Below are 25,118 nucleotides of genomic sequence, written 5' to 3' on the forward strand. Positions count from 1 at the left end.
GCAACTTATCATAATTAATTAAAAAAACTACCTCTTTTTTGTTATGCCTGTATCCATTTTAACGTTATTAAGATATAATGACTAAAACAGAATTTAGACTCAGAGTATTTTCATTATCCGAACGTTTGTTTCCGATGGTATCTCGGATGCTTGGTAATAGCGCAAACGCAGAAGATGTGATTCAGGATATAATGATGAAACTTTGGATAAAGCGAAAGGCTATTGCAAAACATCCTAATATTCAGGGTTTGGTGTTTTCAACAGCTCGTAATCATTGTATCGATATACTTAGAAAGAAAAAGTTAGATATTAATGACTCTTCTTTTCAATTAGAGTTGGTAAAATCAGAACATGGTAGAGAAGCACTAGAGTGGAAAGAGCTAAATACTATTATAAAAAAAATTGTTTCTCAACTACCTGAGCAACAAAGCGAAGTTATAATAATGCGAGATTTAGACGGTTACGAGTTTATAGAAATAGCCGCAGCAATGGAACTTAAAGTTGAACATGTCAGAGTTTTGTTATCTCGAGCAAGAAAGCAGGTAAGTGTACAATTGGAAAAAACGTATAATTATGAAAGAGTATAAAGCGGAAGGATTAATTAATAAATATAAGGAAGGGCAAACTACCTTAAGCGAAGAACAGGTTTTGTTTAATAGTACTGATAATTTAGAACCTTCATTAGAAGCATGGTCAGCTTTTGTGAAAAACAACAAAACGGAACTACCAAAAGATTTCAATGCGCAATTATGGGAATCGTTTGAAAATAGAAAAAGTAAAAAACGTAAACTGTTTGTTGGTGTATTGTCGGCAGCAGCCTCAGTTATAGTATTGATGTCTCTTTTTTTAGGGAATCCAAAACAAGAAGCATTAAATTATGCTGAGAAAGAAGCTTTGTTAAGTCTAGCTAAAAAAATGGTTTCTAATTCAGATGTAGTAGAAACCGAAGAACGTATTATTTATGAAAATGACATCGTCATTATTTATACCACTAAAGAAGAATAAATCTAAATCAAATATTTATTAATAAGTAAACATTTAAAACTATGAAAAAATTAATTCTAACAGCATGTGCTCTATTATTTTCAATGTCGTTAATACAAGCACAAGAATTTAAATTAGAACTAAAGGATAGCGGAAAGAAAGAAAAAAAGCAAAAACTGCATGTAAAAGTTAAAGATGGCGCAGAACCAGATATTTATGTGGATGGAAAAAAATTCGATTTTAGTTTGGACTTAATAGATACAGATATGATTGCGTCTGTAGCCGTAGTAAAAGGTGATAAAGCTATAAAAGAATATAATGCACCTAATGGTGTTATACTTGTGACTACGAAAGAAAAAGGAGATTCAGCAATATTTAGGATCAAAACTAATGATGATTCTTCGTCTAATGAAAAAACTCCTATCGTCATTGTTGATGGTAAGCGATCTGGTTCTGAAATTCTCAAAACTCTATCTCCTGACGATATAGAAAAGATAGAAGTATTTAAAGATGAAGAGGCTATAAAAAAATACAATGCCCCAAATGGTGTCATAGTTATAACAACTAAGAAGAAGAAAGATTAGGTAACTTTTTAAGTTGTACTTTATACACTATCCTTTGAGAGGATGGTGCACAAAAAAAGCCTCTAGTTTCAGAGGCTTTTTTTTATTAATTTAAAGTATAGGAATTCATTATTTGTTTGAGTTGCTGTTTTATGTCTTCGCCAGAATCATAAATCATTTGTTCTTCGGTAGGGAAGGGCACAGCACGTCTTTCTAAAAATGGTAATAAATCATTAGCTAAAGCTCTACGATCACCAGTAGCATTAGCATAGATGTGCTCGAATACAAATTGACTATTTACTGGGAAAGCATCAGCCAATTGCTTTGTATTTAAATTATGGTATTCTACATTACCTACAACCTGTACCGTTTTAAATTGTTTGAATTCGTAGAACTCACAACGTACGGTTTTAAATTTATCCACTTCAATGGCATTACCTAAGCTATCTTTAACTTGATTGCCATTCTCATCTCGTAATATTTGTTTGCCATCAACAATCTCTTTTTCTTTTACGAGTTGACGTTCTTTTACTTGTTCAGGCGATACATTAATTTGTCTTAAGTTAACACGCATACTGTAATCGTATTTGGTGTTATTGTCGTCTGCATTATGATAAACTGTCCATAAGTTATTAATACCATAGGTACTAAAGTTTAGTAAATCGTTTTCTAAGCGTTCTGGAATTACTTTTTCAGTATCATTAACCATTTCTACTAAAACATAATCAGTTCCTTTGATATGTGCTTCTTCCAATAATTGGCGAACATCTCTATAGTTAGGATTAATATCCTCAATGTCTCTAAATTGATTATAGGCAAACCTATAGTCTTGCTTCGTATTATTCTGTTGATTTAAAACGGCTACTGCATTGGCATAAAGATGTGCCGATGCCTTTTCTTTTGAAGTGATAAGTCCATTGGAATAGTCCTTAAGAGGAATTGCTGCTTCTCGTCCATCTACATACAATGGTAAAAGCGGTTTTACACGTTCTTGTCTATTATCTAAGGTCACATAAAGGTCATAGACTTTTAGGTGATTTTCAGGATTATTATCCTTGTTTAGATAATCAATATTTTCTTTGTCTCGCTCATTTGCTTTGTTATATGCCTCTTGAAGCATTACAATATATTCAGCTTTTCTCCTTTTATTCTTGTTCGTTCGGAGTTTGCTCAAAGCAGTGTTAATAGCTTGGTCATAATTACCAACGCTTACAGATCTTTCAATTTGCTTGCTCGTGCTACAAGAAATGATTAGCACTAGGACTAATGCCGAAAGTAGTAGTTTTTTCATAGGTTAATAGTTTTGTTAGATTTGGGTTTCAAAACAATTAGGTGGTAAACCTAAGTAAAATACAGATGAAATACTAATAAATACGATAAAATGCATATATTTTTAAGAATTATGTAGGAATGCTCTTATTTTATATGATTAAAACATAAGAATTTGGAGATGTGTAGATAAAGCATAAACCTCTCAATTTTGAGAGGTTTTTAATGACTAACTATTTAATCTATAGGATTTCAGAATCCCTTTTAATTTCAACTTTAAATCTTCACCAGTATCATATACCATTTGTGTATCCGAAGGAAATCTTACTTGACGTTGTCTTAATAAGGTTCTATCTGTTCTGTTTAGAGCACGTTCATCACCTCTAAAACGTCCAAATACATTTTCAAAAGTAAAACCACTATCTATAGTAAAGTTGTCTATAATTTGGTTTTGTTTTAAATCCGTGTACACTACATCTGCAATCACTTGCGCAGATTTTGTTTGTATCACTTCAACAAATCTTGCTCTAACATTTATAATTCTATCAACCTTAATGTCATTACCTAAACTGTCTTTTGCAACATTACCATTATCATCTAGCAGGTATTCCCAACCATCAATGATCTGCTTTTGTCTTAGTTGCTGACGTTCATTCATACGCTCTGGTGAAATATTAATTCGCTTAAGCTGTAATTGCATAGCAAAGTCATAATCTACGGTTTCAACTGTATTTGCGTGATAAACTGTCCAGAATTGATCCAAACCATAGGTATTAAAATCTACCAATTCAGCTTCTAATCGTTGAGGTATAACCTGGTTTGTTTCATTGACTACAGAAACACTTACATAATCAATTCCTTTTTGATGCGCTTCGTTTATCAAACTTCTGGTTTCGTCAAAATTAGGATTGATACGTTCTATATAGCTAAATATATCATAGGCTTTACGCGCATTGTATTTATCATCAGAATCTAAAAGTGTAATCCCTTGGTCTATTAAATATTCGGACGTTTTATATCTATAATCTACAATTTCAGAACTGTAATCATTAAACTGAAGATTCAACGTTTTTCCATTGATTCTTAAAGGTAAAATTCGTTTTATAGCATTTTGTCTTGCTTCTAAATCTAAATAGATGTTATAGATGGTTTTAAATTGTTCTGGATTACCATCTTTTTTAAGATGTGCCACATCTCGTAAATCTTCCTCTAAAACTTTGTAATACGCATCTTCAAGCATTACAATGTAATCTTGCTTACGTTTTTTGTCTTTGTTGTTTTCGAGTTTTCGTAACGCTTCAGAAATAGCATGGTCATAATTACCATGGCTAATAGCGCTTTCCATTTGTTTTTTGGCACTACAAGATACGAGTACCGAAACTAGGACTGATAAAAGTAAAAATCGTTTCATAATCTTGTGTTTTATGGGTTATTGGTATGTAAATCCAATTATGATGCCAAAGTAGTTTTTCGTTTCTTTGCCAATCAATAAAAAGCATATGTTTAATAAGGAAAACGGTTGTTTTCATCCCATGAAATTGAATCCTTCGGAAGCACTTCCGAAACAATTTACCTATCCGTTTTATTACACACCACATCCACTCTGTATCGAGGCTGCTGATGAGGTAAAAGCATATCTCAACTCTCAAACTGATTTTGAACATAACTTTGGTTTAGACGTAACAAAAGAAGGTCTGAAAATTGGGAAAATGTTTGGAGTTATGATTGTTGAAACCATTAAAGGGCAATTAGGCTATATAACAGCATTTTCAGGAAAATTAGCTGAAAGTAATCATATAGAAGGGTTTGTACCACCAATTTATGATACACTCAATAAAGATGGATTTTACAAACAAAATGAAGCCTATTTAAATAGCTTGAATGCTGAAATAGAAAGATTAGAACAAAATCCAGAATTAGCGAAAGCTAAACTAAAGCGAGAAAACCTTGAGCGAGAACGTATTAAAAAGCTTGAAGATTTTAAACAAAACACAAAGGCAGATAAACGAAAACGAAAAGCACTAAGAGTAGAAGCAGAGCTTAAATTCTCAGATGAAGAAAAAGCATCGTTTTTTGAAGACTTAAAACAAAAAAGTATTCAAAGTAATATTGATTTAAAATACTTAAAATTAAATCTTGAAGCTAAGGTGAAATTAGCAGAAACTAATTTCACCAAACTCATAAAACCTATTGAAGCTTTGAAACTTGAACGAAAAAAGCTTTCTGCAAGTTTGCAAAAACAAATTCATGAACACTATCAATTCTTAAATGCAAAAGGTGAAAACAAAGACTTAATTGATATTTTTAAAACAACTGATTTAGGACATCCGCCTGCAGCAGCTGGCGAATGTGCTGCACCTAAATTATTTCAGTATGCATATGAGCATAATTTTAAGCCCATTGCTATGGCAGAATTTTATTGGGGAATTTCGCCAACAGCTGAGGTGCGAAAACATGGCCAATTCTATCCATCTTGCAGAGGTCGATGTGAACCTATTTTGGACCATATGATGCAAGGTTTGGATGTTGAAGCAAATCCCATTGAAACCGCTGGTGTTTTTAAAGGTGAATTAGATATCATTTATGAAGATGATTTTTTGTTAGTTTTAAATAAACCGCATGAGTTTTTATCAGTACCAGGAAAAACCATAAAGGATTCTGTTTTAACCAGAATGCAAGAGTATTTGCCAAATGCAACAGGGCCTTTGTTACTGCATCGTTTAGATATGTCAACATCTGGTTTATTATTGGTTGCTAAGAATGAAAGAACACATAAAAACATACAGAAACAATTTATAAATAGAACCATAAAAAAGCGTTATGTAGCTTTATTAGATGGTCCTTTAGATTCAAAATCAGGAATTATAGATTTACCCCTTCGTGTGGATTTAAATAATAGACCACGACAATTAGTTTGTTATGAACATGGAAAACTAGCTCAAACTGAATATGAGGTTGTAGAAGTAAAGAACAATAAAACTAGAATTTATTTATTTCCTATCACTGGGCGAACACATCAGTTGAGAGTGCATGTAGCACATCATAAAGGATTGAATACTCCTATAGTTGGTGATGATTTATATGGAACTGTCGCTAATCGTCTACATCTACATGCAGAGACATTAAGTTTTGAGCATCCTGTGAAACGAGAGTGGGTGAGTTTTAGTTGTAATGCACCTTTTTAAAAAATAAAAGCTCATAATTTATAATTATGAGCTTTTATTTTTATTTAAAGTAAGTTCTTTATTTCTTTTTCTTAGGATTAAAAACAGGTAACAACTGTGTTTTTACTTGTCCGAATCCAATACGTACATCATCATTTTCACAATGTCCTCTCATAACTACCGTATCGTAATCATTGATGAACTTACGTTCAGTGCCATCTTTCATTTTGAGTGGCTTAGTACCTTTCCAAGACAATTCTAACATCGATCCGTAAGAATCTGGTGTTGGACCAGAAATCGTACCACTTCCCATCATATCACCAGAATTTACAGGACATCCATTAACAGTATGATGTGCTAATTGCTGTGCCATATTCCAATACATATATTTAAAGTTAGATCTACAGACCGTAGTTTCTTTGCCACCTTTTGGTTGAATGCCAACTTCTAATTGAATATCAAAGCTCTTTTTTCCTTTGGTTTGTAAGTATGGCAAAGGTTTTGGGTCTTGCTTAGGACTGTCTACTCTAAAAGGTTCTAAGGCATCTAAAGTTACAATCCAAGGCGACATTGAAGACGCAAAACTTTTTCCTAAGAATGGCCCTAAAGGTACGTATTCCCATTTCTGAATATCGCGAGCAGACCAATCATTGAATAATACTAAGCCAAAGATATATTCTTCAGCTTCCTCAACAGGAATTGACTCACCTAAATCATTGGCATCAGTAGTAATGAAAGCCATCTCTAATTCAAAATCTACTAATTGACTTGGGCCAAATACTGGTGCTTTGGCACCTTCTGGCATGGTTTGTCCTTGCGGTCTGTTAACAGGTATATGTGTAGTGATAATAGAAGAACTTCTACCATGATAACCAACTGGCATATGCACCCAATTTGGCAATAAAGCATTTTCTGGGTCTCTAAACATAGAACCTACGTTTGTAGCATGCTCTTTACTGGCATAGAAATCTGTATAGTCACCAACATGTACTGGCATTTGCATTTCTATCTCATCGAGTCTAAAGCAAATAATTTCTTTATGTTTAGTGTTATTTTTAAGTGTTTCATTATTGGCATCAAAAATTTCAGCGACACGATTTCTTACAGCTCGCCAAGTTTTTCTTCCATCAGCAATAAAATCATTCAATGAATCTTGAAGGAATATATCATCTGTAAGTGGAATACCCTTAAAATAACCTAGCTGATGTAATGCTCCGAGGTCAATGGCTGTATCTCCAATCCGTGTTCCGATGGTAATTATATCCTCTCTAGTAAGGAATACACCAAATGGAATATTCTGAATTGGAAAATCAGAATACTTATTAACGTATAACCAAGACGTTCTATTTGGGTTATTGGCTGATAATGGCATAATGCTGTTGTTGATTAAATGTTCATTAATTTCTATTCAAACCTACATAAATTTTGATATTAAAACTAATGTAATTCGTATTTTTGACGCTCATTTAACATAAGATAATATTTATGCAACGCGACGAACAAATTTTTGAACTCATACAAGCTGAAAAAGAACGCCAAACTGATGGTATAGAATTGATTGCTTCAGAGAATTTTGTTAGCGACCAAGTTATGGAAGCTGCTGGTTCTGTATTAACTAATAAATATGCTGAAGGATATCCTGGTAAGCGCTATTATGGAGGTTGTGAAGTGGTTGATGAAGTAGAGAATATTGCTATTGAGCGTGCTAAAACCTTATTCGGTGCTGCTTATGCTAATGTTCAACCACATTCTGGTAGTCAGGCCAATACAGCAGTGTTTCATGCCTGTTTGAACCCAGGTGATACTATTCTTGGTTTTGATTTGTCTCATGGAGGTCATTTAACTCATGGCTCTCCTGTTAATTTTTCAGGGAAATTATATCGTCCTACATTTTACGGTGTAAAGAAAGATACTGGCTACATTGATTATGATATGTTGGCCGACCAAGCACAAAAGGAAAAACCAAAGTTAATTATCGCTGGTGCTTCTGCGTATTCTCGCGATATAGATTTTGCAAAGTTTAGAGAAGTTGCTGATAGTGTTGGTGCAGTTTTATTAGCTGATATTTCACATCCTGCTGGATTAATTGCTAAAGGTATTTTAAACGATCCAATGCCGCATTGTCATATTGTTACTACGACAACTCATAAGACTTTGAGAGGTCCAAGAGGTGGCATGATTATGATGGGCGAAAATATAGATAACCCATTTGGAATCACGCTTAAAAGTGGGAAGTTACGTAAGATGTCAGGCCTATTAGATTCTGGAGTGTTTCCAGGAAATCAAGGCGGACCTTTAGAGCATATTATTGCTGCTAAAGCGATTGCTTTTGGTGAAGCATTGACAGATGAGTTTATGCATTACATGTTGCAAGTAAAGCACAATGCGGATGCTATGGCAAAGGCTTTTGTTGCAAAAGATTATAATTTAATTTCTGGTGGAACAGATAATCATATGATGTTGATTGACCTCAGAAACAAGAATATTACAGGTAAAGATGCTGAAAATGCTTTAGTAAAAGCAGATATTACAGTAAATAAAAATATGGTACCGTTTGATACAGAATCTCCGTTTGTAACTTCAGGAATTAGAGTTGGTACACCAGCAATTACGACCAGAGGATTAAAAGAAACAGATATGGCTTATGTGGTTGATTTAATTGATGAAGTATTGATGAATCACGACAATGAAACCGTTTTAGAAGGTGTTGCTGAAAAAGTAAATACATTAATGGGTGGACGACCATTGTTTAACGCGTAACTATTTATTGAGATGCTGAAATCGGAGGTTCAACGTAGCTAAACAAGTTCAGCATCACAAAAATATAAAGCCTTTCAATTTAGTTTGAAGGGTTTTTATTTTGTTGTTGGTACATAAACTTTAAAACATTGTCAAAATACTTTTGACCTCCAACCTTCCAAACATTTGCGTGATTAGCAGAATCAATTTCAATAAATTGTTTATTCTTACTTGGTATTACTGAAAAATTTTCTCTTCCGTATTTAATATTAATTCGCTTATCAAGATTACCATGTACTAATAAAATTGGTTGAGTAATGGACTTGCAATATTTTATAGGTTTTGCGTCATTTGGGTCAAATCCTGCGATTTCACCAGTTCTGTTAACTAAGTAATTAGAGAAAGGATAATAACTGAAACCAGCATGTAAGTCAAAATAATCATTTACAATGGATTTAAAATCTGAAAAAGTACTTTCTATAATTCCAAATTTAATTCTTTTGTCATAGCCCATAGCTTGCAAACCAATTGCTCCACCTAATGACTGGCCCCAAATTCCAAAATGGTGTAGGTTTTCTTTTTCAGATAAATAATCAATCAGAGTTTTAATATCTCTTTTTTCTCTGACTCCAAATGTACAGAAGTCACCTTCACTTTTTCCATGAGCTCTGGAATCGAGTCCTACAGAATTATATCCATTCTCAGATAGAAATTGGATAGCATTTTTAAATTGGTATTTATCTGACCTAATACCATGTAATAATATAATTGTTCCTTTCACAGAGTCTGCAGACGAATATGATATTTGAGCAGATAGTTTGAGATTATCGAATGAACTGAAGAAAAAGTCTTTTTGTTTTAATTTTGGATTGTTATATGAGACTATTTGATGATTAACATTCCGATTTCTTTTTATTAAGCTAACTACAGGATTTCTGATTTCTGAGATTAGTCTAGGCACGAAAAAATGAACTAATAATATTCCAAGAACTATCGCAAATAATAAAATACGTTTGATTAGTTTTGCCCTTTGCTTTTTCAATATATATTTAATTTGAAGGGCTTTTCTCTTTTTTAAAAAGCCATAAATAATTAAGACCTATTGAGACTAATAAAATGAGACCAATTACAATAAAATTAGTTGTAGATAAAAGTTTGAAATCCGATCTAAATATTTTATTAATTAAAGCTAAAATATAAATAAGTGCTAATGAAATATTAAAGAATAACCAGAGGTACTTTAATAACTCAAGTATAAATTTCGAATAATTTAAGTTTTTACTCATTGATTTAATTCTTTACTAATCCTCTAAAACAACACTCTGATAAGCTCCAGAATCTGAAGAAGAGGAATTACGTGGAGTATTTAATAAATCAAATCCAGCTGGGATTAATGGCAGTGCTATACCGTTTGCACCAGAAGCCTCACCAATACGCATTAAGTTTTCGTTTGCATCTTCAAAATCTGGATCTAGGTTAAAAATATTATCAACATAAAAATCAGTATCGTCAAATACATAGTTTCCTGTACCTTCTATATTACTGTTGTCGAAACGTAATAAGCAATTGGTAAACTTAAAGTTAAATACTGATCCTTCATTCTCTAATAAAAATTCAGGATTATCATTTCCATATATAATACAATTGGTAAAATTAGCTTCTGTTAAATCATTAACGACAGGTATTCCGTTTTCATCAAGCACAAAATCATTTAATAGAAGTGAAGGGAATTGTCTAAAGCTACTGTTCCAATAATTAGCGATAGTGCAATGTGTAAAGTTATATTTTCCTCCAAGGGTGCCAGCAAAGGAAGATTGTCCACAGTTGTTTATGACAACATTTTCTGCTGCGATAGAAGTCGCTCTTCCTAAAATCCCGAAACTGCTTGCATTATATATTTGCGAATTTGTTATTGTTAATTTATCATTTGTTGCATCCTGATTTCCTTCTGATAAAATCCCAATGGTTGCATTTCTTATTGTTGCATAGTTGATGGTGTTGTTTACACTTCCGTTAAACAACCAAATAGTTCCCCATTGACCAGGAACATCTGTATAAAGTGGTTCTAATCGATCACTTTCTAAAATTACTTCGTTTTCTAAAACCTCTTGATCACTACTTAACGCGCCATTTATATTTAGTGTTCCATTATTGGTTACAATGATACCAGAATCTGCGTGAAAATGAACACGCGCTCCAGCTTCCATTGTTAGAGTCTTACCAGCATTTACTCCTGCATAACCATAGATAACATAAGGTTTTTCGCTAGTAAAAGTAAGCTCATCGTCTTCTAAAAAGCGACCTTGTAGTGTTGTTTCGTCATCATTTCCATCACCATCTACATCAAAGGTTAAGGTTTCTACAAGTCCTGTTGTGGCATCTCTATTAGGATAAATAAAAACAGCATCTTTCACTAAAGTGACTAAGTCAACATCTTGTTGATTACTTCCTGCATCAAAGAGGATTTTATCCGTATATAAAAATTGTATATCAGAATTTGAAAGTGTTTCAATATTAATAGTTGTCTCAATAAATATAAATAAGCTATCGTTTGCTAAAAGTTCTACATCTTCAAAGAATTTGCCTTCTCGTGGTGTACCAACGTCTCCAGTACCACCATCAACATTCATTCTGTAAAATGAATTGACTCCGTTTTCTAACTGAATCGTTGGGATAACAATATCATCATTACTACGATTATAAACTTTTAAGTTGTAAGTGCTAGAACCAATATTTGTAAAAACCGTATCTAAGTAAACGGTATCCTTTGCAAATTCTAAGTTTCCTGTGCTTGGTGAAAATTCAAAATCATTACGACAAGAACTCCAAAAGACTAAAATTCCAAAACAAAGTAAAAATGATAGCAATCGCTTCATATGAGATAAATGTAATTAATGCTTAAAAATATAACTTTTGAAGTTAGGATTTATTATAGATTGGTATAATTTATAAGAAGCTTGTTATTCTTTTTAAGGCAGGAATGAAAAAGAATAAGGCTAATCTTTTTTTATGTTTTCTGAACCATACTCTTCTAGTAAAATTAAAAATAGCTGACTATTTAAAACCAATTCTTCCAAAAATTGCATCTTTTTTTGTTCTTTAAGCAATTCTGAGCTTATTTGTTTAGCTGCACAAAAATCATAAAATAAGTGTACTTTATCTTCAGGTATTTTTAAGTCCTCAGTTACCAAGCGCTTATTAAAGAACGAACTCTTATCAAACAAAGAATCCATTTGAGTATATGTAATTGGTTGATAGTTTGGTAATTTATACTTTTTCTTCTTTAAAAGCTTAGCGACTAAATCTATAACAGCTAAGAAATTTACACCATAATTTGCTTGTTCTGGTTGATATCTTTGAGGATTATTTTTAATGTCCTCTTTTATTAAATTTTGAAGTTCAATATTATAGTTTTCCACTTCAAAAACGGGCTGTTCAGGTTCTGCTCTAACTTCTACTTCATCGAGTTCACTCACAATTTTTTTGAGTTCGAAAACAGCAATATCATCAAAATGGTAAGGTTTTAGAACTACGGCTTTTGGATGGTAAAATACCGATTCAAATAGAATAGTGTCATTAACCTTTGCAATAATGCTAAAGTTGCCTTCACTGTTTGTAGCAGTAACTCTATTCTGTGTTTCGTTAAATACTTTTATGTTTTTTACTGTCGATGTAGAATCATAAACTTTCCCTTTTAAGGTTTGTGCATCTAGGGATAGGGAGAAGCAGATTAAAACTATAAATAAAAGTAATAGACGCATGGTTAGTTGATTGATGCGTTAAAGAAAAGAATTTCAATTGAAAACAATCTAGACATTAAAAAAACTTTAACCTAATAAAATGTTAATTGAAAAGCTCAGCTATTTCAGGTACAATACGAGTTGGTCGCTGCGTTTTAGAATCAATTAAGCACCATTTGGCTTTAGACTTTACAATGAGTTGATTTGTTTTGGGGTTTATAATTTCTACATGTCTTGTGGTACTGACACCTTCAACTTTTGGAACGTAGGTTTTTAGAAGTAGTTTATCACCGAGCAAAGCCTGACTTTTATACTCAATAAAATGATTCACTAAAAACCAGGAATATCTTTCTAAAATTTCTTCAGAAGCATAAGTAAGCCAATGCTCTTTAGCGATATCCTGAACCCATTGTACATAACGCACATTGTTTACATGGTTAAGATCATCTATATCCTCCTTTGAAACTGTAATGGTTTTTTTGAATATTTGCACTTTTGAGCTAGGTTATTGTTTCTTTATTGTAACCTCAAATAGCTTGTCCCAGTTTTTACCTGTCACAAAAATTGTTTTGCGTTCAGGATGATATGCTATGCCGTTAAGTACATCTAAATCAGGATGTTGTTTTACTAGCTTTCTAAGCGGTTTAAAATCAATAACACCTTCTACACCGCCAGTTTTGGGATTAATAATAACAACACCATTCTTCTGGTAGATGTTGGCAAATATTTTACCATCAATCCACTCGAGTTCGTTAAGACTAGGTATTTTTCCTTTTTCAGTGTAAACCTCAATATGGCTTTTTTCAAAAAGATTATCTGGGTTGAGTAACCAGATTTTTTCTGTACCATCAGATTTAAAGAGCGTTTCACCATCATTGCAAATTCCCCAACCTTCTTTACTTGTTCCGTAATCGAAAGTGCTTAATTTTTCAAATGTATTGACGTCATAAACAAAACCTGTATTGGCTCGCCATGTAAGTTGATAGATTTTGTCATTCAGTACTGTGAGACCTTCACCAAAATACTTATCCTCTAAATTGATGTTTTTTAGTACCTCACCAGTTTCAAAATTCACTTTACGCAATTTAGATTCACCTTTTTGACCTGTACTTTCATACAACTCACCGTTATGGAATTCTAAGCCTTGTGTATAGGAAGTGATATCGTGAGGATAGGTATTAACTACTTCATATTTATAGTAAGACGGAATTATATTATTATATATTTTTATTGATTTGGATATGATTTCTGTATTATCGTCATATTTCACAGTAGCTGTAATGGTTTTTTCACCTAAAGTTATTGCATTTAATACATAGTTTTCATCAACCGTTTCTCCATTTAATTGATAACTAACCTCTTTAATATTCAATTTTTTAGGATTGTTAACAGACAATTTTAAGGTATCACCTAACATAGCAGATTTTAAGTTAGTATTTATAGCTAAACTAGTTTGTTTTGAAGTATTAGTGTCACCACAATTGATTAAAAATAGGCTTAAACAAATGACAATGATATATTTAGATAATTGCATAACGTATCTCTGATTTTTGAGCAAGTTATTAAAATAAAATTCAGTTTAAAAATCTGCATATAAATCATTGTGAAAGTTTTAAAAGGTTGTATCTTTGCCGCAGGGCAAGTCCTACACAACCAGCTCCTGCTTAATCCTCCAGGACGGGAACGTAGCAAAGGTACGCGGTCGTAGCGGTGTGATGTAGGTAGCTTGCCTTTTTTTGTACCCAAAAGTCTCCTATAAATTTGTATTTTGGTACTATAATTCTTCAGCAAAATGTCTAAAGTCGTTTTAATAACAGGTGGATCTTCAGGAATTGGGAAATCGGTAGGCGAGTACCTTCAGTCTAAAGGATTTAAAGTCTATGGCACTAGCCGCAATCCTTTAAATTATCCAGAAAGTAAATTTCCTATTGTTGCTTTAGATGTTACAAAACCAGATACTATTTCTAGATGTATTGATAACGTTTTAAATCGCGAATCTAAAATCGATGTTCTTATAAATAATGCAGGATCTGGTATTACAGGTCCAATAGAAGAAATTCCGGATGCTGAAATAAAGCTAAATTTTGAAACCAATTTTTTTGGTCCAATCAATGTCATAAAAGCGGTTCTACCAGCTATGCGTTCCCAAAAATCGGGACTAATAATAAATGTGACCTCAATTGCTGGCTATATGGGTTTGCCTTATCGTGGTATTTATAGTGCAAGTAAAGGTGCATTAGAATTAGTTACAGAAGCCTTTAGAATGGAGCTGAAAGATTTTAATATTGAAATGACTAATGTTGCACCAGGTGATTTTGCTACAAATATTGCAGCTGGTCGTTATCATGCTCCGGTTTTAGATGATTCACCTTATAAGGGAAACTATAGTAATAGTTTAAAGATGATGGATGACCATGTAGATGAAGGTAGTGACCCGCAACAAATGGCAGATGCTATCTTTAAAATTATTGAAACTAAAAAGCCTAAAGTACATTACAAGGTTGGTGTTTTTATGCAAAAGTTCTCAATTGTTTTAAAACGTATACTTCCAGATAAAGTTTATGAGAAGTTATTGATGAATCATTATAAATTATAGCAAAAGTGGTATACTATTTGAGGTATCATCTTCAAATTTAGCTATTATGAAATCACTTAAACTACTCCCATTTTTATTTTGTTTTTTACTCTTTGGTTGTGAGGATATTATAGAATGTATCTTTAATAAAAGACCAGAAATACCTGACAAATCTTTTGGTGTAGGTTATGTGAATAACTATTATTATGAGGAGTTTACTTCAGAAATAAAGAATGAACCTCGCGATGATGATTATGGATATACTTACGAGATCTATGATGATTTGCCAGAGGGCTTGCAAACTTATGCTAATTATAGAACACTTTCAATAGAAGGCACGCCACTAGTTTCAGGAACTTTTACTTTTACCATTCATCTTTACGTAGATCCGCCTGAGTATTACGATGAGGATTCTGGAGAATATGAAGATTCTCTATGTTCATATTCTACTTCAAAAGAGTTTACTATTATAATCGATTAATATTGTTAATATATTCTGAGAAAAGAGTAATATAAAAGAACCTTAAAGTTGTAAATTCGCGACAACTAAAAACACAACAATTCAAATTTATATTTAGATGAAATTTTTTATTGATACAGCCAATTTAGAGCAAATAAAAGAAGCTCAAGATATGGGTATTTTAGATGGTGTAACTACAAATCCATCGTTAATGGCTAAAGAAGGCATTACTGGTACAAACAATATTTTAAAACATTATGTAGACATCTGTAACATTGTTGATGGAGACGTTTCTGCAGAAGTCATTTCTACAGATTTTGATGGTATGGTAAGAGAAGGTGAGGCTTTAGCTGAGTTGCATGATCAGATTGTAATTAAGTTGCCAATGATTAAAGATGGTATTAAAGCTTGTAAATATTTTTCGGATAGAGGTATTAAAACCAATGTTACTTTAGTATTTTCTCCTGGTCAGGCATTGTTAGCTGCAAAAGCAGGTGCCACTTACGTATCTCCATTTATTGGGCGTTTAGATGATATTTCTACTGATGGATTGAATCTTATAGCAGAGATTCGTCATATATACGATAATTATGCTTTCGATACTCAAATATTGGCAGCTTCTGTTCGTCATACAATGCATGTTATAGATTGTGCAAAGTTAGGCGCAGATGTAATGACTGGTCCATTAAGTTCAATTACTGGATTACTTAAACATCCTTTAACAGATATAGGTTTAGAAAAATTCTTAGCAGATTATAAAAAAGGAAACTAAATAAATTTTAGAATAGATTAAAGAGCATCTTGTTTAGCTACAAGGTGCTTTTTTTGTAGTAATTCTTCAAGAGTATCATGAAAGTTAGAACTATAAATATTTACATTAGGGTGAAGAATGATGCTGTTTTCATCTACAACAATAGCTTTGTTTAAATAGCTTACAGCTAATGTCTTTCGGGAAGCTTTTGAATCTTTAAACTTAAATTCATTCTGATTAGAGAAGTCGTAGTTATCTATGATTTTTTTCCAGTATTTATCATCATTATCGTTCAAATTTATTGATATAAAATCCATGTCAGGAAAAACTGATTTTAGTTTTTTTACCATATAATGGCTATTTCGATACTGTGACTTGTAATTTGAAGACCAAAAATATATGATGGTGGGTTTATTTATTATAGAATTTAAAAGGTGTTCAGAATCATTATAATTTACTACAGTTAAATTAGGTAAGGGGTTACCGCGTCTTAGTAATTTTAGGTTAGATACCAACTCCTTCATATATACTTTATCATCTTCATTAGTACTCTTGGTTAAATAATAATTAAAAAGATCATTAGCGTCTGCTTCAGTATGATTGTGACTTATATAATCAATGGCCTTATATTTTAGAAGATTGTTTTTTATAGTTTTATCTGTAATGAGGCTGTCTATTAAATCAAGTTTAGATTTATTATAATCTATAGCGTGCCTGTCAAATTTACTATGATAAGGATTGTTATCATAATAGGCATGTGTTGCTAAGTTTTCTATGTGAGATGATAAAAACCGGTTGTAAGAAAAGAAATTACTTAAATGATTTGCATTGTAATCAACAGAATTTCTATACGTATAAAAATCTTCTGGTAAATCTTTAATATGTGTAAGTTTGTTATTCCCGTAGTAGGCAAAAGGATAAATTTCTTTATCTGCATAAGCATTATAGTTAATATTAGCCTCTATAACAGATTTAAAAAAGGGAGTTCCTACAGCATCGTTATGTTCTAAAAATGAATGAAATTCGTTTAATCGCTTTATAGTTCTTTTTTCTATGAAAGCATTAAAATCTTCAGGTTCCTTTTGTGCATAACTACTTAATTTTTCTTCTTCTTTTTCGTTAGCAATATAAGTTTTGATAAGATAATTGTTCTTTTTCGCACCTTTACCTGTGAATACTAAAGATTCGTCAAAATCATAAGTATTCAATCGAAACATTATGCTGTCATAAGGCTCTAAAAGTACCATTTGATATTCGCCACCATGTCTTATAGAGTAAAGTCCTGATTGTAGATTTGTAATTTTGTGAATAAACCTGTTGTTGGCATCTAAAACAAAAGTATCAGCAACTTTACCTTTAGTGTTGTAAAGAATTACACTATTGTTCTTTGGATTGATTATTTCGCCACCAATGAATGCGTAATCCGACTTATCACCATTAGAATTACATCCTAAGGTAATTGAGGCAATCATTGTAAAACATATCAAATATTTATAAATCAAATAAGTTTTCATTGTAATTAACAAAACAAAAGTATGTGTTGGAATGATGAAGTCTTGTTAATACCTCGTTAAATCTTGTTATAGTGACTATTTATTTCGCTCAATCGCATTAATTTTCTATTTTTGCACCCTCAAAAAACAGCTAAAAATATATAAGATATGTTATCAGTTTCTAACCTTTCTGTTCAATTCGGAAAACGTGTACTTTTTGACGAGGTAAATACCACATTTAATAATGGTAATTGCTACGGAATTATCGGTGCTAATGGTGCGGGAAAATCTACATTTTTGAAGATTATTGCTGGTAAAATGGATCCAACTTCTGGTAGTGTGCATTTAGAGCCTGGTAAGCGTATGTCTGTGTTAGAGCAGAATCACAATAAGCACGATGAAGACACGGTGTTGGAAACAGTTTTAAAAGGAAATAAACCTTTGTACAAGTTGAAATCTGAAATTGATGCACTTTATGCTGATTATACTGATGAAAATGCTGAAAAAATTGGAGAACTTCAGGTGGAATTTGAGGAAATGAATGGTTGGAATGCAGATAGTGATGCTGCGGCTATGTTATCCAATCTTGGTATTAAAGAAGAGCATCATTATACTTTAATGAAAGATTTAGATGGTAAACAAAAAGTCCGTGTGTTATTAGCACAAGCTTTGTTCGGCAATCCAGATTTATTAATCATGGATGAGCCTACTAATGATTTAGATTACGAAACTATTTCTTGGTTAGAGAACTTCCTAGCGAACTATGATAATTGTGTGATTGTCGTCTCTCACGATAGACACTTCTTAGATGCGGTTTGCACACACATCTCAGATATTGACTTCGGAAAGATTAATCATTTCTCTGGTAACTATACTTTTTGGTATGAGTCTTCTCAGTTAGCAGCGAAACAGCATGCACAGCAAAACAAAAAAGCTGAAGAAAAGAAAAAAGAATTAGAAGAATTTATCCGTCGTTTCTCTGCTAACGTTGCAAAGTCTAAGCAGGCAACCAGTAGAAAGAAAATGATTGAAAAATTGAATATAGCTGATATTAAGAGGTCTAGTCGTCGTTATCCTGCTATTATTTTTGAGCGTGAGCGAGAAGCTGGTGATCAGATTTTAAATATCGAAAAGCTATCCGCAAGCTTAGATGGAGAAGTGTTATTCAAAGATATTGATATCAATTTAGCTAAAGGCGATAAAGTAGTTGTTTACTCTAAAGACTCTAGAGCGACAACGGCATTTTATCAAATTATTAATGGAAAAGAAAAAGCCGATTCAGGCAAATATGCTTGGGGAGTAACAACAAATCAATCGTATTTACCTTTAGATAACAGTGAATATTTTAATAATAAATTATCACTTGTGGATTGGTTACGTCAGTGGGCAACAACGGAAGAGGAACGAGAGGAAGTTTTTATAAGAGGTTTCCTTGGAAAGATGATTTTTAGTGGAGAAGAAGCTTTAAAAACATCCGATGTTTTATCAGGTGGTGAAAAAGTGCGCTGCATGCTCAGTCGTATGATGATGATTAGAGCTAACGTTTTAATGTTAGATGAACCTACAAACCATTTAGACTTAGAAAGTATCACTGCATTTAACAACTCATTAAAGAACTTCAAAGGAACGGTACTTTTAACAACTCACGATCATGAGTTTGCGCAAACTGTTGGTAACAGAATCATAGAATTAACACCAAATGGAGTTATAGATCGTTACATGACTTTTGATGAGTACATGAATGATAAAAAGATTAAAGAACAGCGTGAGAAGATGTATGGAGTGACGGTTTAAAGGTTTCATGCTTGTTAAAAAATAAAAATGCTGATATTTAAATATCAGCATTTTTATTTTAGGTAATTGTCAATATTTTGTTTTATGAAAAAGTCAAATTATTCAGATGCCTCCATTTCAGTCTTAATCTGTTCTACGATGGCGATAGCTTTGTCTAGCTCATCATTATGAACAAAGATTTCTTGGAAACCTTGGTTCATAGATCCATATCCAGCTAAACGTTGAGACTCGCCTTCATCTTTTATTATGGGAATTATACCAAGACGTTCTAACTCATTTTTAACACGAGTAACTAAGATAAAATTGCCTTGATATACTTTAGTGTATTCTGTATCGCTCATAACTTATTGAAATTTTAATTACAACTATAAGTTACGAAATTTTAAGAAATGTTACAAGATATTTATCAGGCATTAAAATATTTACTATCCCAAATAGCTGTATTAAAATTCTTTCCAGCAGCAAAACCATAGTAAAGAACCATAGCGGCAATAGCTTTAAACATAAAGAAGAATATCATGCCAGCTTGAGCTGAGTTTGGTTTATTAGAAAAAATCCCTTCCGGAAATAGTGCTGTAGCAATCAGACTAACAAATAAAGTAGTCATGATGAGGTTACTAAAACTTTTATATGGCCACATCAGTAGCTTTCTAAATGGACTTAAATCATTACCCCATTTGTGAACAAGGTAGTAATAGCCATTACCAATTGGGGCAAAAAGGAGAGGGTCATCTGCATTTTCGAGTTTAAAAAGTTTAGAAGGTGCTATAATTTTGAAACCTTTTAATTCAGTATTGTGATCTTTTTCAAGTTGTTTAATTTTAGAAATGGCTTCATAAGGCAGTTCGCCTTTAAAATATTTGGTATCTAAAAAACGTAGCCGATAATTGATACAAATTGTCTTTATTTGGTCAATATGAAAGATATTTTTTGTTTTAAGCAAATCAAATTCAAAGTCATTCGAATCTGTATAATTATTTGAGTTTTGAATTGTCTCTAAAATACGAGTATCCGCAGCATCATTTTCGTTTAGAATTTTTTTGACTTGACTTAAAATATCGTTTTCTGTTTTCTCTTTTTTCTTTAATCGTAATAACTTCTCTTCAATGTTAGTCCTTTTCATTAACATGGCATTTTTGTTTTAAAATTAAAAAGTAAAATTATGATAGACAAGTCTTTAACATTTGTGTTTAATATTATGTCATTATTCACTCCTTTTTTTAAGTTTTCATTAAACAAAACTTCTAACTACACGTCAATAAATTTGATTTAATTATTAATACTAGCGTCGATATAGCTTTTAGTTATTAAAATATAAGTTAAAACGATGTTTAGTCTTTAATGCTACCTCAATATTTTTTAAATTTATGCTTTGGGGAAATATTTAATTAAAACTACAATATAATATGGATAATAAAAACACAGAATCTTTTGAAATTAATAATAGTGATGCTAGTAAGTGCCCTTTTCTAAGCGGTAAACAAAAGACTGTTGGTGGAGGTGGTGTTAGAAATAGAGATTGGTGGCCTAATGAGTTAAAATTAAACATTCTAAGACAACATGCTGCAAAAAACGATCCTTTAGGTGATGATTTTGATTATGCAGAAGCATTTAAAAGCGTTAATTATTCAGAATTGAAGCAAGATGTCATTGACTTAATGACTGACTCACAAGATTGGTGGCCAGCAGATTATGGGCACTATGGTGGATTTATGATACGAATGGCATGGCACAGTGCAGGTACTTACAGAGTAGGTGATGGACGAGGTGGTGCAGGTACTGGCAATCAACGTTTTGCACCAATTAATAGTTGGCCAGATAATGGAAACTTAGACAAAGCGAGATTATTGTTATGGCCAATAAAAAAGAAATATGGCAGAAAAGTGTCTTGGGCAGATTTAATGATTTTAGCTGGTAATTGTGCTTTAGAGTCTATGGGATTCCCAACATTTGGTTTTGCTGGTGGTCGTGAGGATATCTGGGAACCAGAGCAAGACGTATATTGGGGAAGCGAAACAGAATGGGGAGCTAACGAAGAACGTTATGATGCAAATAGAGATTTAGAAGATCCTCTTGCTGCAGTTATGATGGGATGGATATATGTAAATCCAGAAGGACCTAATGGAAATCCAGATCCTTTAGGTTCTGCACACGATGTTAGAGAAACTTTTGGTCGTATGGCTATGAATGACGAAGAAACTGTGGCTCTTGTTGCTGGTGGACACACCTTCGGAAAAGCCCATGGCGCTGCAGATCCTAACCAATATGTAGGTGTAGAACCTCATGGTGCTCCAATAGAGCAAATGAGTATGGGTTGGAAAAATTCTTATAACACAGGTGTTTTAGATGATGTCATCACAAGTGGTATAGAAGGTGCATGGACTCCAAATCCTACAAAATGGGATGCTGATTATTTCGAGGTTTTATTAAATTATGATTGGGAATTAACTAAGAGTCCTGCTGGTGCACATCAATGGACACCAACTGCTGAGTCTAATGCAAGAATGGCTCCTAAAGCAGGAGATGCTAGTGGTAAACAAGCCTTGATGATGACAACTGCAGATATTGCATTAAAAACAGATCCTGCATATCTAGAAATCTCAAAACGTTTCCATAAAGACCATAAAGCATTTGAAGATGCATTTGCTAGAGCTTGGTATAAACTAACGCATAGAGATATGGGGCCAATAGATCGCTATTTGGGTCCAGAAGTACCAAAAGAGCAATTAATATGGCAAGATCCAATTCCGAAGGTAAATTATACTTTAAGTGATTCAGATATTTCTAGCTTGAAGAAAATGATATTAGCTTCAGAATTGTCAATTTCTGAATTAGTAAAAACCGCTTGGGCTTCTGCATCAACATACAGAGACTCAGATAAAAGAGGTGGAGCAAACGGCGCACGTGTACGTTTAGAGCCACAGCGAAGCTGGAAAGTAAATAACCCAGAAGAGTTGAATAAGGTTTTAAATGTCTTAGAAAGTATTCAGAATGAATTTAGTGGTACCATTTCTATGGCTGACTTAATTGTTTTAGCTGGTACAGCCGCTGTAGAAGAAGCTGCCAGAAATGCAGGTCATGCAATTGAAGTACCTTTTACTCAAGGTAGAGGAGATGCATCGCAAGATCAAACTGATATTGAGCAATTCAATTATCTAAAGCCAGTAGGTGATGGATTTAGAAATTATCAGAATCCTAATTTAGACATTGCTGCAGAAGACTTGTTGATAGATAAAGCAAATCTGATGTCGTTATCAATTCCAGAGATGACAGTGATTGTTGGTGGAATGCGTGTTTTAGGAGCTAATTATGATGGATCTAATCATGGTGTTTTTACGGATAATGTAGGATGTTTAACAAACGACTTCTTTGCCAATCTCTTAGACTTATCTATAACTTGGAAAGCTGCAACGTCAGAAGATAAAGAGTTTATAGGTCGCGACCGCAAGACAGGTGCTATGAAATTCTCTGCAACAAGAGCAGATCTAATTTTCGGTTCTAATACAGAATTAAGAGCCGTTTGCGAAATTTATGGAGCAAATGATGGTGAAGAACGTTTTGTAAACGATTTTGTAGCCGCATGGACTAAAGTAATGAACTTAGATCGTTTTGATTTAAAATAATTTAGGTACTGGATTATAATAAAAAAAAGCCTATTCATTGAGTAGGCTTTTTTATGTTACAATTTTCTACTTGCCTCGAAGCATTCTAATTTTTATTCTAAATGCAGCAAACAATAATGTAGTAAAAGGACTAAGCCAATTAAAAATGGCATAGAAAAAGTATTCTGCCACGCCAACACCTAAGACTCCACTTTGGTATGCGCCGCAAGTATTCCAAGGAATGAGAACAGAAGTTACTGTGCCTGAGTCTTCAAGAGTTCTACTTAAGTTTTCAGGAGCAAGACCTTTGTCTTCAAAAGCTTTTTTAAACATCTTACCAGGTATAACAATGGCTAAATATTGATCTGATGCAATAGTATTTAAACCCAAACAACTAATAACTGTACTTGCAAATAATCCAAATACTGTTGTAGCTACTGAAAGTAATGCTTTAGTAATTCTGGCTAAAGCTCCAATACCATCCATGATGCCACCAAATACCATAGCACAAACGATTAGAAATATCGTCCACATCATACCTTTCATACCTCCAGAAGAGAATAAATCATTTAGTTTTTCATTATCAGTTGCTATTGACGTATCTGTTATAATTGAATTTGAGATTGCAGAAAAATTGGAATCTGAAAGACTTTTTAAAACTTCAGGTTGAAATATAATAGCAAAAATTGCAGCTAGTATAACTCCAGATGCAAGAGCAAATAAAGGCTTTGCTTTTAATAATATGAGAATAATTACTGCTGCAGGAACCAAAAATAACCAAGGTGTAATATTAAATGTATTATCTATAGAGGCCAATAGGTTGCTTATATCTGCATTTCCAGTAGGTTCTATTGTTGCGCTAATAATTCCGAATACAATTAGAGTTACTATAATTGTTGGTACTGTTGTAAATGCCATATATTTTATATGCGTAAATAAATCTGTCCCAGCCATAGCGGGAGCCAAATTTGTAGTATCACTCAATGGTGACATTTTATCTCCAAAATAGGCACCAGAGATAACAGCACCAGCAATCATTCCTGGATTGATTCCTAGAGCTGTGCCTATTCCAACTAAAGCTATACCAACGGTTGCTGAGGTTGTCCAAGAACTTCCTGTAGCAATAGATATAACTGCTGCAATAATAACTGAAGCAGGCAAAAATATTTCTGGACTTAAAACCTGTAATCCATAATAAACCATTGCGGGAATCACACCACTAATTAACCAAGTTCCCGCTAGTGCACCAACTAGAAATAAAATCATTATAGGAATAAAAACACTTTTTAGGTTTTCCCAAATTTCTTTAAGCATGACTATTGGAGTAACTTTATTTACCATACCATCAATAAAAGCAACTAAACCACCGATTAATAAAATATATTGATTGGAATATTCTCCTAACATTTCACCACCTGCAAAGAAGATATTATACGCTAATAAACCCATCAAAATTACTACTGGTACAAGAGCTTCATAAATATTAAGCTCTTTATTGTCAATGATTTTTTGATCTTTTATTTTTACTTCAGAGATATTTTCGTCGTCTTGCATCTTGGTTAATTTAGTTTTGTAATGTTACAATAATCTCTTTTTTATAGCAAATTAAGAGCTCGTCAATTTCCATTTGTTAAAAAAACAGGTCATTCATCGAAAACTTGTGACCAGCGTAACTATCTGTGCGTCATATTTATAGTCAATAAAGTGCTTGTGCTAAAACCCTAAATCATATTGAAATTTGGAAACTTCAACTTTTAAATCTGACCTTAAAAAACATAAAAGGCAATTGCGAAGAAATCTTCATACCTTAAATTATTTATTCATTTTAGAGTTAGATAGCAAAAATTTAGGTAATGACAAACGAATTCTAGATATACAAAACTTAAAGGAAAGTTTACAACGCGAAGTTATTAGAAACACAAAATTTATTTCTGATTACAAATCACAACTTGAATAAAGTTCTTTACCTCTTAACATAAATCCT

General features: G+C 32.8%; 23 protein-coding genes and 1 other RNA gene. 12 read left to right on the forward strand and 12 right to left on the reverse strand.

What is annotated here, in order from left to right:
• Positions 1-77 precede the first annotated feature (77 nt).
• Genes Q0822_RS08240 through Q0822_RS08250 form a run of 3 tightly spaced genes read left to right on the forward strand, consistent with a single transcriptional unit; the run spans position 78 to position 1,568 of the window.
• Positions 78-587 carry an RNA polymerase sigma factor gene (locus Q0822_RS08240; RefSeq protein WP_299122443.1) on the forward strand — a complete coding sequence of 170 codons (510 nt, stop codon included), beginning with the start codon at positions 78-80 and terminating at the stop codon, positions 585-587.
• Entirely contained in the window at positions 574-1,005 is a 432-nt protein-coding gene (locus tag Q0822_RS08245; protein WP_299122444.1) for a hypothetical protein, read from the forward strand. Before Q0822_RS08240 ends, Q0822_RS08245 begins: the two co-directional genes overlap by 14 nt.
• Before the next feature lie 41 nt (positions 1,006-1,046).
• Positions 1,047-1,568, forward strand: a complete 522-nt coding sequence (locus tag Q0822_RS08250) for a hypothetical protein (protein ID WP_299122447.1) — start codon at positions 1,047-1,049, stop codon at positions 1,566-1,568.
• A gap of 85 nt (positions 1,569-1,653) precedes the next feature.
• Here the strand turns inward: Q0822_RS08250 and Q0822_RS08255 are convergent, their stop codons facing one another.
• On the reverse strand, positions 1,654-2,838 hold the full coding sequence (locus tag Q0822_RS08255; RefSeq protein ID WP_299122448.1) for a hypothetical protein: 1,185 nt from the start codon (positions 2,836-2,838) through the stop codon (positions 1,654-1,656).
• A gap of 207 nt (positions 2,839-3,045) precedes the next feature.
• Positions 3,046-4,227, reverse strand: a complete 1,182-nt coding sequence (locus Q0822_RS08260) for a hypothetical protein (protein ID WP_299122450.1) — start codon at positions 4,225-4,227, stop codon at positions 3,046-3,048.
• Positions 4,228-4,315: 88 nt separating this feature from the next.
• On the opposite strand from Q0822_RS08260, the gene Q0822_RS08265 reads away from it, so the two are divergent.
• Positions 4,316-6,001 (forward strand): RluA family pseudouridine synthase, encoded by a 1,686-nt coding sequence (locus Q0822_RS08265; protein WP_299122451.1) that lies wholly within the window; start codon positions 4,316-4,318, stop codon positions 5,999-6,001.
• A gap of 58 nt (positions 6,002-6,059) precedes the next feature.
• On the opposite strand, the gene fahA is transcribed toward Q0822_RS08265, so the two are convergent.
• A complete protein-coding gene (gene fahA / locus Q0822_RS08270) occupies positions 6,060-7,352 on the reverse strand; it encodes a fumarylacetoacetase (protein WP_299122453.1) in 1,293 nt (430 codons plus the stop codon).
• Positions 7,353-7,465: 113 nt separating this feature from the next.
• On the opposite strand from fahA, the gene glyA reads away from it, so the two are divergent.
• Positions 7,466-8,740, forward strand: a complete 1,275-nt coding sequence (gene glyA, locus Q0822_RS08275; RefSeq protein WP_299122454.1) for a serine hydroxymethyltransferase — start codon at positions 7,466-7,468, stop codon at positions 8,738-8,740.
• A 79-nt stretch (positions 8,741-8,819) separates the two neighbouring features.
• On the opposite strand, the gene Q0822_RS08280 is transcribed toward glyA, so the two are convergent.
• The 5 genes from Q0822_RS08280 to Q0822_RS08300 form a co-directional block, all read right to left on the reverse strand.
• Positions 8,820-9,680, reverse strand: a complete 861-nt coding sequence (locus Q0822_RS08280; protein WP_299122456.1) for an alpha/beta fold hydrolase — start codon at positions 9,678-9,680, stop codon at positions 8,820-8,822.
• A gap of 340 nt (positions 9,681-10,020) precedes the next feature.
• On the reverse strand, positions 10,021-11,595 hold the full coding sequence (locus Q0822_RS08285; protein WP_299122457.1) for a hypothetical protein: 1,575 nt from the start codon (positions 11,593-11,595) through the stop codon (positions 10,021-10,023).
• A 120-nt stretch (positions 11,596-11,715) separates the two neighbouring features.
• A complete protein-coding gene (locus Q0822_RS08290; RefSeq protein WP_299122459.1) occupies positions 11,716-12,480 on the reverse strand; it encodes a hypothetical protein in 765 nt (254 codons plus the stop codon).
• 82 nt (positions 12,481-12,562) lie between these two features.
• Entirely contained in the window at positions 12,563-12,952 is a 390-nt protein-coding gene (locus tag Q0822_RS08295; protein WP_299122460.1) for a thioesterase family protein, read from the reverse strand.
• A gap of 12 nt (positions 12,953-12,964) precedes the next feature.
• Positions 12,965-13,993 carry a glutaminyl-peptide cyclotransferase gene (locus tag Q0822_RS08300; RefSeq protein ID WP_299122462.1) on the reverse strand — a complete coding sequence of 343 codons (1,029 nt, stop codon included), beginning with the start codon at positions 13,991-13,993 and terminating at the stop codon, positions 12,965-12,967.
• 102 nt (positions 13,994-14,095) lie between these two features.
• Between Q0822_RS08300 and ffs the strand changes: the two genes are divergently transcribed.
• The 4 genes from ffs to fsa all read left to right on the forward strand — a co-directional run bounded on the left by ffs (position 14,096) and on the right by fsa (position 16,266).
• An RNA gene (gene ffs, locus Q0822_RS08305) (signal recognition particle sRNA small type) lies at positions 14,096-14,194 on the forward strand.
• 57 nt (positions 14,195-14,251) lie between these two features.
• Positions 14,252-15,055, forward strand: a complete 804-nt coding sequence (locus Q0822_RS08310; RefSeq protein ID WP_299122463.1) for an SDR family oxidoreductase — start codon at positions 14,252-14,254, stop codon at positions 15,053-15,055.
• A 46-nt stretch (positions 15,056-15,101) separates the two neighbouring features.
• Positions 15,102-15,515: a hypothetical protein gene (locus Q0822_RS08315; RefSeq protein ID WP_299122465.1), complete on the forward strand. Its 414-nt coding sequence runs from the start codon at positions 15,102-15,104 to the stop codon at positions 15,513-15,515.
• 97 nt (positions 15,516-15,612) lie between these two features.
• A complete protein-coding gene (gene fsa, locus Q0822_RS08320) occupies positions 15,613-16,266 on the forward strand; it encodes a fructose-6-phosphate aldolase (RefSeq protein ID WP_299122466.1) in 654 nt (217 codons plus the stop codon).
• A 17-nt stretch (positions 16,267-16,283) separates the two neighbouring features.
• Here fsa and Q0822_RS08325 read toward each other — a convergent pair whose 3' ends face one another.
• Positions 16,284-17,717, reverse strand: a complete 1,434-nt coding sequence (locus Q0822_RS08325) for a hypothetical protein (RefSeq protein WP_299122468.1) — start codon at positions 17,715-17,717, stop codon at positions 16,284-16,286.
• Positions 17,718-17,906: 189 nt separating this feature from the next.
• Here Q0822_RS08325 and Q0822_RS08330 point away from each other — a divergent pair, with 189 nt between their 5' ends.
• A complete protein-coding gene (locus Q0822_RS08330; RefSeq protein ID WP_299122469.1) occupies positions 17,907-19,532 on the forward strand; it encodes an ABC-F family ATP-binding cassette domain-containing protein in 1,626 nt (541 codons plus the stop codon).
• A gap of 98 nt (positions 19,533-19,630) precedes the next feature.
• Here Q0822_RS08330 and Q0822_RS08335 read toward each other — a convergent pair whose 3' ends face one another.
• Both Q0822_RS08335 and Q0822_RS08340 read right to left on the reverse strand, forming a co-directional pair.
• Positions 19,631-19,873: a DUF2007 domain-containing protein gene (locus tag Q0822_RS08335; protein ID WP_299122471.1), complete on the reverse strand. Its 243-nt coding sequence runs from the start codon at positions 19,871-19,873 to the stop codon at positions 19,631-19,633.
• A 65-nt stretch (positions 19,874-19,938) separates the two neighbouring features.
• Complete coding sequence (locus tag Q0822_RS08340) at positions 19,939-20,655, reverse strand: hypothetical protein (RefSeq protein ID WP_366125103.1); 717 nt, start codon at positions 20,653-20,655, stop codon at positions 19,939-19,941.
• A 283-nt stretch (positions 20,656-20,938) separates the two neighbouring features.
• On the opposite strand from Q0822_RS08340, the gene katG reads away from it, so the two are divergent.
• Positions 20,939-23,155: a catalase/peroxidase HPI gene (gene katG / locus Q0822_RS08345; RefSeq protein WP_299122474.1), complete on the forward strand. Its 2,217-nt coding sequence runs from the start codon at positions 20,939-20,941 to the stop codon at positions 23,153-23,155.
• 66 nt (positions 23,156-23,221) lie between these two features.
• Here katG and nhaC read toward each other — a convergent pair whose 3' ends face one another.
• A complete protein-coding gene (gene nhaC, locus Q0822_RS08350) occupies positions 23,222-24,688 on the reverse strand; it encodes a Na+/H+ antiporter NhaC (protein WP_299122475.1) in 1,467 nt (488 codons plus the stop codon).
• Positions 24,689-24,872: 184 nt separating this feature from the next.
• On the opposite strand from nhaC, the gene Q0822_RS08355 reads away from it, so the two are divergent.
• Complete coding sequence (locus Q0822_RS08355) at positions 24,873-25,091, forward strand: hypothetical protein (RefSeq protein WP_299122477.1); 219 nt, start codon at positions 24,873-24,875, stop codon at positions 25,089-25,091.
• Positions 25,092-25,118 lie beyond the last annotated feature (27 nt).

Origin of the sequence: uncultured Winogradskyella sp. (assembly GCF_947496485.1) — a bacterium.
Taxonomy (GTDB): domain Bacteria; phylum Bacteroidota; class Bacteroidia; order Flavobacteriales; family Flavobacteriaceae; genus Winogradskyella.